Source organism: Nitrospirota bacterium (genome assembly GCA_020846775.1).
Lineage (GTDB): Bacteria > Nitrospirota > 9FT-COMBO-42-15 > HDB-SIOI813 > HDB-SIOI813 > RBG-16-43-11.
Genome location: JADLDG010000086.1, coordinates 13428 through 26547, shown reverse-complemented (window position 1 = coordinate 26547; position 13120 = coordinate 13428). Strand labels below are relative to the sequence as shown.

At 45.4% G+C, this 13120-nt stretch carries 7 protein-coding genes; 1 reads left to right on the top strand and 6 read right to left on the bottom strand.

What is annotated here, in order from left to right:
• Positions 1 to 225 precede the first annotated feature (225 nt).
• The gene (locus IT392_10270; protein ID MCC6544865.1) at positions 226 to 1140 is read right to left on the bottom strand and encodes a diguanylate cyclase; all 915 of its coding nucleotides are present in this window, start codon (positions 1138 to 1140) and stop codon (positions 226 to 228) included.
• Positions 1115 to 4609, bottom strand: coding sequence for a response regulator (locus tag IT392_10265; GenBank protein ID MCC6544864.1), 3495 nt, complete (start codon positions 4607 to 4609; stop codon positions 1115 to 1117). Before IT392_10265 ends, IT392_10270 begins: the two co-directional genes overlap by 26 nt.
• Positions 4610 to 4803: 194 nt before the next feature.
• Here IT392_10265 and IT392_10260 point away from each other — a divergent pair, with 194 nt between their 5' ends.
• On the top strand, positions 4804 to 5982 hold the full coding sequence (locus IT392_10260; protein ID MCC6544863.1) for a response regulator: 1179 nt from the start codon (positions 4804 to 4806) through the stop codon (positions 5980 to 5982).
• Here the strand turns inward: IT392_10260 and IT392_10255 are convergent.
• The 4 genes from IT392_10255 to mrdA are packed head-to-tail and all read right to left on the bottom strand — an operon-like array spanning position 5977 to position 13118.
• Positions 5977 to 7473, bottom strand: a complete 1497-nt coding sequence (locus IT392_10255; protein MCC6544862.1) for an Rne/Rng family ribonuclease — start codon at positions 7471 to 7473, stop codon at positions 5977 to 5979. The genes IT392_10260 and IT392_10255 overlap by 6 nt on opposite strands.
• Positions 7455 to 10094, bottom strand: a complete 2640-nt coding sequence (locus IT392_10250) for a TIGR03960 family B12-binding radical SAM protein (protein ID MCC6544861.1) — start codon at positions 10092 to 10094, stop codon at positions 7455 to 7457. Before IT392_10250 ends, IT392_10255 begins: the two co-directional genes overlap by 19 nt.
• 20 nt (positions 10095 to 10114) lie before the next feature.
• The gene (rodA, locus tag IT392_10245; protein MCC6544860.1) at positions 10115 to 11230 is read right to left on the bottom strand and encodes a rod shape-determining protein RodA; all 1116 of its coding nucleotides are present in this window, start codon (positions 11228 to 11230) and stop codon (positions 10115 to 10117) included.
• Complete coding sequence (gene mrdA, locus IT392_10240) at positions 11220 to 13118, bottom strand: penicillin-binding protein 2 (GenBank protein ID MCC6544859.1); 1899 nt, start codon at positions 13116 to 13118, stop codon at positions 11220 to 11222. The genes rodA and mrdA overlap by 11 nt, the downstream gene beginning before the upstream one ends.
• Positions 13119 to 13120 lie beyond the last annotated feature (2 nt).

Sequence of the window (13120 nt, the reverse complement as noted above, 5' to 3'; positions counted from 1 at the left end):
CTGTACATGTAACCTGATCAAGACATGACCTGCCGATACTGGGATTACCGGTCGGATCAGTCTACCAGGTTCAGGAAAGTTAAACCGCACATTATACCTTTTATCAGTATAATGTCTGTATTTTATACTCGTAAATATTGGGCGTCAAGGATTTTATTATTAAGCAATATGCTAAGCTATTGTCATGTTATAGATTTCTTGTTCAGTTTGAGATGGTACGGTCATCTATTTTTCAGAGGCTGGCTCAACACGGTTTCGTCCGTTAATCTTAGCCCTGTAAAGGGCCTCATCCGCCGCCCGGATAACGGTATCCATATCTCCAATGATCTTTCCCATTATTGAAGTCACCCCAATACTGACTGTTACCGGTATCACTTCTTCAGAGGTCTCGAGCAGGTTGTTGCTTATGCTTAAACGAAGTCGTTCAGCTAAAGATGTAACTCCTTTCTCATCGCATCCCGGAAACACTAACAGAAATTTCTCTCCCCCAAATCTGCCGATTGAATCAAAGGAACGTGTAGTAGAAAGTATCCTTTCGGCAGCTTTGCGTAAAACCAGATCACCGGCCATATGTCCGTATGTATCGTTTATATTCCTGAAGTGGTCAAGATCAGCCATTGCTATGCCAACTTTGCCGCCCTCCCTTTTAACCCTGTCCATCTCAAGACTCAGAATACGAAGAATTTCCTCATGATTCAGAAGACCGGTAAGCTGGTCGTGAGCCGCTTTCACCCTTAATGATTCGCGTGCTACAATGAGTTCATCCTGCAGCTCAATAATGCGGCGGACGGCTTTCAACCGCAACCTCAAGTCATTCGTCTTGAAAGGTTTAGTAATGTAATCATCAGCTCCGGCCTCCATACCGGTGACAAGATCTTCCTCAGGATAGAGGGCAGTAAGAAGGATAATGTAAATATAGGGTTCCTTGCCCTCTTTCCTTACCCTCCGGCACACTTCAACGCCGTTCATAACAGGCATTATCCAGTCAAGGATCGCCACACTGGGGGCGTCCTCTGCCTGCAGGGCCTTCAATGCCTCATCCCCATCGCAGGTCACAACAACCTCATAGCCCCATTTTAAAAGGATTGTTTCTAAAAGCAACCTCGACCCGGGATCATCTTCTGCTATCAGTATACGCATTATTGCCTCCAGACAGTAATATTTTGAGATCCTTCATAAGCCGCCGTGTATCAGCCTCAAGCATTGAAAATGTTCCTGCTGCGTTTGAAAGTTTACCGCTCTTTCCCATATCTTCCAGTTTCAGGGAAATTTCTACAACTGTGCGTGCGCCAAAATTTGCTGCAGAACCTTTAAGGGTATGTGATGTCCTGCTGACACCCGGGGCATCCCTGTTTTTTATAGCATTAATTATCGCTGCAAGCATTCCAGGGCACTCCTTCAAAAACAAGCCGGCCACCTTTCTTACAAGCTCAATATCTCCATCTGCACACGCCAAAGCTGCATCCATATCTAAAATAGGTTCAGACTCTTCAGATTTTTGAGGCGACAAGTCCCTGTTTTTTGCCTTTCCCAAATTTATTGCCTCTTCTATTTCTGATATAAGCTCATTGATCTTGACGGGTTTTGAGACATATCCATCCATACCGGCTATGAGGCACTTCTCCCTGGTCCCCTTCATTGCATGGGCGGTAAGAGCGAGTATGGGGATGTGTCCTCCTGATATCTCTTCTCTTGACCTGATTAAGGCTGCGGCCTCAAGGCCGTCCATCTCCGGCATCTGTATGTCCATTACGATGATATCGAAAAAACCGGGACGTTCTTCGTAGGCCGAAACTGCCTCTTTTCCATTTTTTACAATAACAACCATATGGCCTCGCTTATCAAGTATCCCGGAAACAATTTTTTTGTTAACAAGGTTGTCTTCAGCCAGCAGGATATTCAGTGGCCGCTGTTTTCCCCGAATCGTGTGCATCGTAACCGGTGGTGATTTAACGGCCTCCTGTTTCGTTCCCCCCAGGACGAGTTGAATTAGATCAAGAAGTGAAGAGGGCTTTACCGGCTTGACAAGATGTGCTGAAATCCCAAGCCTGCGGCAGCGGTCAACTTCCCGGTGTTGTCCGGAAGAAGCAAGCATCATAATAATGGCTCCATCGAAGTCATGGTTACGTTTTATACTCTCTGCTAATTCAAAACCGTTCATGACCGGCATATTTGCATCTACAAGAATAAGTCTGAAAGGCTCACCAGATTTCCATGTCTCCTCCATAGCCCTTAACGCCGCTTGTGCACTATCTGCTGTAACTGGATACATACCCCAGTTTATAAATAACTCTTCGAGTATGCGCCTGTTAGTTGCGTTATCATCAACCACCAGCACCTTCACACCATTAGTGTTTTCCGTTTTTTCAGTTTTCTGCACAGGTTGTGCTCCCTGCTTGATTCCAAGAGTTATAGTAAAGTGAACGCTGCTTCCTTTATCCACCTGACTCTCAATCCACATTTGACCTCCCATCATTTTCACCAGCCTTGAGGAGATAGTCAGTCCGAGACCGGACCCGCCGTACCGGCGTGTAGTCGAGGCGTCTGCTTGTGAAAATGCCTCGAAAATTATCTCTTGTTTCTCAAGAGGGATACCTACACCGGTATCAGCCACGGTAAAGTGGAAAAAAGACTCTCCCATTGGAGCTTCTTCTGAAGTAACAGAAACCATAACCTCGCCCTTCTCAGTGAATTTGATGGCATTTCCCACAAGGTTGACCAATATCTGTCTCAGGCGCCCCGGGTCTCCAATAACCTCATCAGGTACATCAGGGGAAATACGAAAGGCCAGCTCAAGGTGCTTTTCTGATGCCTTCAGTGCCACTACGTTAAGCGCATCACTGATGCAGTCACGTAATTTGAATTCAATAGGCTCAAGATCCAGTCTCGCGGCCTCGATCTTTGAGAAATCAAGTACATCGTTGATTATGGTCAGCAACGACTCGGCAGAAAGCTTCACGGCACTGACGTATTCCTTCTGTTCTTTAGTAAGTTCAGTTTCCAGCAGCAATTCTGTCATGCCTATTACGCCGTTCATCGGGGTTCGTATCTCATGACTCATGTTTGCAAGAAATTCGCTCTTCAGGCGGTTGGCCTCCTGAGCATCTTCCTTTGCTGCAAGAAGTTCACGCTCAATGCGTTTGCGGTCCGTAATATCTTCTACCATCTCGACTGCCGCTATAATGTTCCCCTCCGCGTCCTTTAGTGGTGATGCAACTATCCTGTAATTTCTTATCTCGTTTGCCGCAGGAGTCTCGGTCACTGCCTCATGTATCTGTCCATCCCTGAGAGTAATGGCTGTTGGACAATAAGAGCAAATATCGTCTCTTGAAGGCTGATTAAAAGCCTTGTAGCATATAGGCCTGTCCGCAGCGTCAATATCAGGGAACCACCTCTTCATCTGATTGTTCAGTGTCATTATCTCCATATCAGGACTTATCAGCGACACACCGATCCCTATATTATCAACTACCCCCCTGTAACGTTCCTCAGAAGCCCTGATTTCATTTTCCAGCCTCATACGCTCAGAAACATCCCTGAATACACCAAACATGTAGCTCTTGCCATTTAATGAGATGACGGATGTACTGATGTTCGCATAAAAGACAGCGCCACCCTTTCTTATTACTGGCAGATTAACTGCTACACTTATCTCCTTCCGTGCCAGCTTCTCTAACTGACTTTTGATGTAAGGAAGGTCTTTTTCGGGATGGATATTGTCTATCGCCAGTTTTAAAATCTCCTTCCTGTTGTAGCCAAGCATTTGGCAAATTGAATCATTGGCCAGTACGAAATTCTTATTTTCGACATCTGCAAGAAGCATCCCATCAATAGAGTCGTTGAAGATGGCCCTGAACATCTCTTCCGATTTCCGCAGCTCAGACTCAATAACCTTGCGTTTGAAAAAACCCGGCACTTCATATCTTATCGTCCTTATTACCTCTTCTCTTGTACTGTTCATGTACGCTTCGATATGTCCCTGCAGCCTCGACGGAGGCGCCATAATGAAACGGCAGGTATGATCTCCTTTTGCCCGGCAAATAATCTCAGATGAGACAAGAGCTATACCAAAGCTTTCCTCGCACCATCCTGACGAATACCCTGCGTTCATCGCACAGACCGGAAATTCGCTGCTCTTACCGGCAGCAATCCATGCGGCTGACTCGAATGAATAGGGATGCTCATAGATAAGATAATAATCATCATCAGGTGAAGGTTTTGATTCCTGTAATATGTCAACAAAGGCCCACCCTGAATGTGCAAAGTGTACCGGCCCGGCAGAGAGCCTTTCTATAGGGTCTTTCAATCCAAGCTTCTGGTGTAGATTCCTTGCGTCCTGTTTGCCAATGGTATGGGCTATGTCGAAGAGCAGTTGTCTCGCAATGTTTGAAGCCTCCTCCTGCCCCTCCTTAAAATAGAGTTTTTCAATAGTCTCAAAAAAATCAACGGACATTGATGCAGCCCGTACGAGTATGTAACGTTCTCCAAATATTTCTATAGTGCCTTTTGATGGATCTTCCCTTTTATCAGCGAAAAATCTGTTTACATAATCCTGGGCTTTTTCGAACACAGATATGAATTGTTCAGGGACGTTGACCGTAGTTAGCATAACACCTCCCACCTGTGGATTACTGCTGTCTGAGTGTAAGGGAGTTAACTAAATCACTAAAGCAGGAAATTCACATGTCATTGGCAATAACTTTACACTGACTATCATCTTATCATGCTGAAACAAATCAGTCTATTTATAGTTGTTAAATCTGTTGACATTAAAACCGCTTTATAATATAGCTTATTATTGTAATGATGACTGAAGATAAAGACATACTCGTAGTAGACGATGAGCCAATTATAAGGGATATTCTCATAAGAAAGCTTACAAGCTCAGGATATCGGCCCGTGGCCGTTGAGAATGCCTTTGAGGCTCTCGACAAGATGCGGGAGATGACGTTTCCAGTGATCCTCAGTGATATTATGATGCCGGGGATAGACGGAATTGATCTTATTAAAAAGGTCAGGGTACTGTATCCGGACACTGCTGTAGTTATGATAACTGCAGTATCAAATGCCAATGCAGCGATTGAGGCTCTCAAACATGGGGCCTCGGATTATCTGATAAAACCGTTCAATCTTGAAGAGATAGTGATAAGCATACAGCGTGCCCTGGATAAGCGGCGGCTTATCCTTGAAAACAGGGGGTATCAGGAACATCTTGAAGAAATAGTCAAGGCTCAGACCGCTGAGATCAGGGGGCTGCTCTCAGTGGAACAACAAAAAACAGCAGAATTGAACAGAGCACTGGCAGAGATAGAGGTCACATATAATACTACCCTCGAGGCGCTTTCAACAGCTCTTGACTACAGGGATAGCGCAACTGAAGGACATTCACAGCGGGTAGTTCAATACAGCATTGAAGTCGGAAAGGCGCTGGGACTTAGCAGCAAAGAGCTTCAAAACCTGGCCCAGGGGACATTGCTGCACGATATTGGAAAGATCGGAGTGCCTGATTCGGTACTTAGAAAGCCTGCTACACTTACCTCGGAAGAGTGGGTGCAGATGAGAAGACATGTTGAATATGGTTACAGTATGCTCAAGGGCATTCCGTTCCTTAAGGATGCCTCTTGTCTTGTACTTCACCATCAGGAGAAATATGACGGTACAGGGTACCCTCAGGGTTTGAAGAGGGAGCAGATCGTAATAGGCGCAAGGATATTTGCCCTTGCTGATACTTATGACTCTATGACTACGGACAGGCCCTACAGAAAGGCCCTCCCTGACAAGGACGCGAGGGATGAAATTTTACGATGCAGGAGCAGCCAGTTTGATCCTGTTGTCGTTGATACCTTCTTTAATATTCCGGAAACTAAATGGTCCAGTATTAAAGAAAACATTGCCGGTATGAAGGCTGATAATATCATTTTCCAGGATCTGGACCGGACCTTAGGACATGAAAAAGACCCTATTCCGCTCCTGTTGTTATAAGGTCACTATGTCATATTCTTCTATGTGCAGACTCTTGTCACCCTTGATAACAATTCGCTTCTGATATTCCTTTTCGAGTTCCTCGACAATTTGCCTTTCGTCATCAAAAATATGGGTTGCCACACTCTGGCTTGCCGTAACGATTATCTTCTTATCTTTTGTTGACCTCGCAGTCTTTCTGACATCCCTGAACAATTCATGGCAGATTGTAACGGCAGACTTTGTATAGCCCCGGCCATTACAGTAACTGCACGACTCGCAAAGGGTCCGCATCAGATTCTCCCTCGTGCGCTTCCTGGACATCTCTATAAGCCCTAGTTCAGACATCCTGATGATGTTTGTCCTGGCACGGTCCTCTGAAAATGCATCTACCATTGCATTAAAGACCTTCTCCCTGTTCTTCTCTTTTTCCATGTCTATGAAGTCGGTTATTATTATGCCGCCGATATTTCTGAGGCGTAACTGATACGCTGTTTCCTTAACCGCCTCCAGGTTTGTCTGGGTAATTGTCTCTTCAGGGTCTCTCTTTCCTACATACTTACCAGTGTTCACATCAATTACTGTAAGGGCCTCTGCATGGTCAATTACAATGTATCCACCTGACTTCAGCCAGACCTTCTTATTCAACGCCCTGTTTATCTCTACCTCGATCCTGTATGATTCAAATATTGGTTCTTCACGATCGTATAGTTCAATTCGCGGGAGCATGTCAGGAAGATAAAGCCTTACAAATTCTTTTATCCTCTCATACTCAGACCTGGAATCTATCACCAGTTTGTCTACCTTCATGGTAAAGAGGTCCCGGATAGTACGAAAGATCAAATCTAACTCAGAATAAAGCAATGCAGGGGCTGAAACTGTTTCTCTCTTCTGTTGAATATTCTGCCAGAGGAGTTCAAGAAATTCGGCATCGGCAGTGAGAGATTCAATGTCCATGTCTTCACTTGCAGTCCTTATGATATAGCCCATCCCGGGCTTTTTTATAGACTGAACCAACTCCCTAAGCCTTGAACGCTCGCGTCCTTCCCTGATACGCCTTGATATCCCTATATGTTCGACAGTAGGCATAAGAACGAGGCATCTCCCTGGGAGTGAAATATATGATGTGATACGCGCGCCTTTTGTGCCAAGGGGTTCTTTTGAGACCTGGACCATGATCTCCTGGCCTTCCTGCAGGATATCTTCAATGCTGTAATGCGTGGCCTTGAACTCCAGTTTCCCCTCCACCCCTTCCTCTTCTATCATCCTTGCATATTCTTCTGCGTCAGCTCCGGCATCACTCACATAAAGGAAAGCCGCACGGTCGAGGCCGATATCAACGAAGGCCGCCTGCATCCCCGGCAGTATCTTGACAACCTTGCCTTTATATACGTTACCAACTATGCTCCCTTCGTTCCTCCTGTCTATGTATATTTCTACTACTTCCCTGTTCTCAAGCAGGGCGACCCTTACCTCTTCAGGAAGGGCATTTATTATGATTTCAGTAGGCATAGATTCTCCGTTTCAATTTTATGTCCATCCGGTGATACCTGTAGACCGCCTGTCTTTCCATACAGACCAACACGTCTTATCATGACACCCGGGTTTAAATGGGAGATATTGAATAATGCCTTTAACACATCAGACGGCCGGCAGCATTCCCTGTCAATTGATCTTAACTTCAGAAATATTGTGTCTATAGTAAGCCAGTGTATTTCATCAATAAAAGGCCTGGTATTAATTATCTTCGTTATCTTTCTTCCATCTTTTTCCGTGACTCTTTCTACTTTAAGTTCCGTGACGTCTGACAAGCTAAATTCAGGTTGACAGTCCGGCAGACTTAGCATATTTCTATCAAGGCTGATCTCATAAGCAAAATGAGTTATGAATGCATTTAGTGATGGCGTATTAACCGGGATTTCCTTCACATTGATGATCTTCAAACCATCGGGCAAATGTTTATTGGACCTGGATTTAATCTCATATGAAGCAACCGGGACCGGCAGTTCGACATCCATATACTCACAGATACTTTCAACGCCAACAGGAAGGGCCGGACCGAAGGATATTTTCGGGTGCGGATGAAATCCTTCTGAAAACAGTATTGGAACAGATGCCCTTCTGAACGCCCTTTCAAATGTGGTCATTACCTCAAGCTGAGAGAGCATTCTGAGATCTCCTGACTTGGTATATTTAATGCGCATCTTTATCCTGACGCCAGTCATCCTGGTGCCTGACTCAAATCCCCCCTTTAGAAAAGGGGGATTAAGGGGGATTTTTTCATCATGTCTGTATGCTATCGGCCTGATCCCCTCTGCCTTCTTCCCTTTTACAGCCTCCATATCACACAGGCCGCAATTCGGACAAAGACCGTATCTGCAGTCAGGGATCGTGCGGCATGATTCCGCCCGTTCGTATTCCTTTATCAGAAACTCCTTTTCAACGCCTGTATGCAAATGCTCCCAGGGGAGAACTTCATCAAGTTGAATGTGTCTTGAAGAATACCAGTCAGGTTCAATACCGCATACCTTAAAGGCATCTTCCCACTTATCCATGTCGAGCTTTTCTGTCCAGCTGTCAAACCTGCATCCGGACCTCCATGCAGTCTCTATAGCCTTCCCAAGCCTTCTGTCCCCCCTTGAAAATACTGATTCAAGATAACTCATATCAGGTTTGTGCCACTTTAAATTTATCCTGACCTTCTTAAGGCCATCACGAAGATAATTAAGCCTTCTCATAAGCTCATCAGGCGATATATGGCCGTACCATTGAAAGGGTGTGTGGGCCTTAGGCACAAACGCAGATATACTTACAGTAATTTCTTTTGCCCCTTTACTAAATCGTTTACCTATGTCTTTTACCTTTTGAGCAAGGGTGATTATACCCTGAAGGTCTTCATCAGTTTCAGTGGGGAGACCAACCATAAAATACATCTTGATTGATTTTACCCCCCTGCTGAAGACATCTCTTACAGTTGTCTCAAGAATACCTTCATCCATCTCCTTATTGATTACCTTCCTGAGCCGCTCTGTCCCTGCTTCAGGCGCAATAGTGAAACCTGCGTTTTTTGTTTTGGTTATCTGCTCTATTATTGCAGGCGTCAATGTACCAACGCGAAGGGATGGAAGTGAAAAAGATACATGTTTATCACCGTAAGTATTTACAAGAGAAGTAAGTGTACTGCTGAGACAGGCATAATCACCTGTGCTAAGGGAAGATAATGAAACCTCTTCATATCCGGTGTTCCTGAGGGAATCCTCTATAATGCTTAGTATCTTTTCAGGACGTCTCTCCCGAACCGGCCTGTAGGTTATTCCAGCCTGACAGAACCTGCATCCATGTGTACACCCCCTGGCAATCTCTATTGTGAGACGGTCATGTACTGCCTGCATGTAAGGAACTACAGGGGCTGTAGGAAAAGGAGCCTCATTCAGATCCTCCAGCACTCGCCTTCTGACGGAATCGGGAGCGCCTTCTGTCGGCACTATGGCGCTGATAGTCAGGTCATCGTTATATTCCGGATGGTACAGGGATGGGACATACACACCTTCAATCTTCGACAGGTCTTTAAGCAGGGATTTTCTGGAACTTCCGCCCGCTTTCCATTTATCGTATATTTTGATTATGTCCCTTATCCCCTCTTCACCGTCGCCAAGGAAAAAAAGGTCAAAAAAATCTGCCACCGGTTCTGGGTTAAATACGGCGCTTCCTCCGCCTATTATGAGGGGAAACGAGGAATCACGTTCCGATGAGTAAAGGGGGATGCCTGAAAGAGACAGCATAGTAAGAATGTTTGTATAGCAAAGTTCATATGGGAGCGTGAATCCAAGGATGTCAAACCCTGCAAGAGGAGTAGATGATTCGACTGACAGAACTGGAAGTCCTTTCGATATAAGTGCCTCTTCCATATCTGTCCAGGGGACAAATGCCCTTTCCGCAACAATATGGCCCATATTATTAATAACCTGATACAATATCTTGATCCCGAGGTGGGACATACCTATCTCATATGTATCAGGGAATATTAAAGCAACCCTTGTTCGAACCGATGCCGGATCTTTCTTAAGGGTATTGATCTCATGGCCAATGTAGCGTGAAGGCCTGGAGACGGATAACAGGATGTCAGTGTACATAGTAAATACGGGGTCAATGATCAGTGGAACAAAAACCGTTTCTTTCTTATATTAAACAATATGCCAATAGAAAACAAGGTGGTAATCATGGATGTGCCGCCATAACTCATGAGGGGAAGTGGTATTCCTACAACAGGAAAGACCCCGAGGGTCATCCCGATGTTAATTACACAATAAAAAGTAAAAATCGTTACTACACTGCATGCCATTAACATGCCGAGTCTGTCCTTTGCCTTTATGGCAACATCCACACCCCATGTAATCAGAGATAGATATAATAGCAGGAGGACAACTATGCCTGCAAAACCCCATTCTTCTGCAAATACAGAGAATATAAAATCAGTGTGTCTTGCAGGGAGAAAGTTCAACTGACTCTGTGTGCTCTGAAAAATACCTTTTCCGGAAAACCCCCCGGACCCGATGGCTATCTTTGACTGAATAATGTGATATCCTGTTCCTGTAGGGTCCGCTGACGGATTTATGAATACCAGAAGCCTCGTCTTCTGGTACTCCTTCAGGTTATCCCAGAATATATGCCATATGAATGGGGAGGTCATTAAAATCAGCAGGGTCATGATGCCAAAGACACGAGAGCGGATCCTTACAAGGAAGATTAAGACAACAGAGACAAATGTTATGACCATTCCTGTCCCGAGATCAGGCTGCTTTAATACGAGGAGTACCGGGATTGCTATAAGAACTCCCGGGATCAGCAGTTCCTTAACATTGTAACCATGTCGGGCCGGATAGTCTGCGAAATATCTTGTAATGGCGAATGCAGTCGCCAGCTTTGCGAGTTCTGACGGCTGAAATGAGAATCCTCCTATGGCAATCCACCGTTGAGCCCCAAATCCGCTTCTCCCGGCCACCAGGACAACCAGCAATAATATGAAGGATAATGCATAAAGATAATACGCGTACCTCGCAATAGCCTGATAATCAATGTAGTTTCCGACTAACATAAAGAATATGCCTATGATAATCCAGCCTACCTGCTTTATGTACAGAGGGGCAACATTCTCAGGGGTACTGGTGTATGTTGCACTGAATATGGTTGATAGACCAATAAGCATTATCAGGACAACTATGATAAATGCCTTCCAGTCGAACAGGGTTATTGTGCTTTTATTCAGCATTTTTTATATATTCCTCAATAATCTTCTTTGCAACAGGAGCTGCAGCAGTTCCACCATGACCACCATGCTCAACAAGCACCGCAACTGTTATTTCAGGTTTATCTGCAGGTGCGAATGCTGCAAACCAGGCGTGATCATTGAAGCTGCCCGGGCCTGCCTTGGACTTTCTTCCTACAGCCTGCGCAGTTCCCGTTTTTCCGGCGATCTCGACAAGATTGCTCCTTGCGGCCCCGCCAGTCCCTCCGGCATTGTTAACGACACCTTTCAGCGCCTCCTTGATCAGCATCAATGTGTGTTCATTGATGCCTGTGTTTCTTATTTCAACAGGAGGGAACTCGTAGACACGGTTGGTGGGAATGTCGCTCCCTGCATTGGGGACAGAATTAAACTCTGTCCCCGCAAGACTGTAAGCCCCGGTTTGACTGCCATCCTTACTTACTGCCTGACTGACAGATTGTTCAGGCATTATCCCTTTCAGTATTCTCGGCCTCACTACGACACCTGAATTGGCCACAGTATTTAACATGACTGCCTGCTGCAGAGGCGTAACTGACATGTACCCCTGACCAATTGCTACAGATAATGTCTCACCCGGATACCAGCGCTCCTTTTTTGCTGCCAGTTTCCATTGTGTTGAGGGCACCAGCCCCTTCTTTTCTGACGGCAGATCAATGCCTGTAATAGTTCCCAGGCCAAAGAGAGATGCGTATTTCTCTATAGTGTCCACCCCCATCCGATTACCGAGCTGATAGAAATATACATCACATGATTCGACTATGGCTTTTTTAAGGTCAACAGAGCCGTGCCCCTCGGGCTTCCAGTCTCTGAAAACCCTGTTTCCGAAGCGCATCCCTCCGCTGCATGAGATCCTTGCCTTATCATCAATTAATCCCTCTTCGAGACCTCCTGCTGACATCACTACCTTAAATACAGAGCCTGGGGGATACGTCCCCTGAGTTGCCCTGTTGTTCATGGGAAATTCAGGGTCATTCACAATCTGCTGCCAAACCTTATGCGTCAGCCTTTTTGACAGCAGATTTGGATCAAAAGCAGGGCTGCTGACAAGCGCCAGTATCTCTCCGGTATCGGATTTCATAACTACAACCGCACCCCTTCTTTCCCCCAGGGCGTCTTCAGCCATCCTCTGCAATCTCATGTCTACAGACAGAATGATATTATCACCTGATACCGGTTCTATAGTATCGAGTTCCCGGCGCTCACGTCCGGCTGCATCTACTTCTATATACTTCCTTCCCAAACTTCCCCGTAATAGATTATCGTAGACCTTTTCTATTCCATACTGTCCTATAATCCTGCCGGGGATCTCTGCGGCATATTCTGGGTCTTTTAACTGTGACTTACTGATCTCGCCGACATATCCAAGCAGGTGTGCTGCACTTTCCATGTGAGGATATTCGCGTCTTCCTTCCACCACTACCTGAACTCCCGGCAGCAGCCATTTGCGGGATTCTATAAGGGCAACATCTCTCATCGAGATATCATATTTGATAATCAACGGTGAGAATGGGTCAGGGTTTTTATTCTCTATTATAATGTCTTTCATTTCTTCAGGAGAAAGCCCTGTGATTGGAGAAATGATTCTCAAGGTCATCTCCAGGTCTTCAATATCAGCGCGAACAAGACCAAGGTCAAAAGATGCCACATTTTTTGCCATGACCTCCCTGTTACGGTCATAGATTATCCCGCGTAACGGGGGAACTACGACACTCCTGACCCTGTTGTTTTCAGCAAGCTTCCTGTAATACTTCCCCTGCATTATCTGCATATGCCACGCCTTGAACAGGATAATCGCAAGGAGAATAATAAAAAAAATCCTGAGGTGTCCAATGCGTTTCCGAAGCCCCCTGTTTTTATCCTGCTGTTCCATTA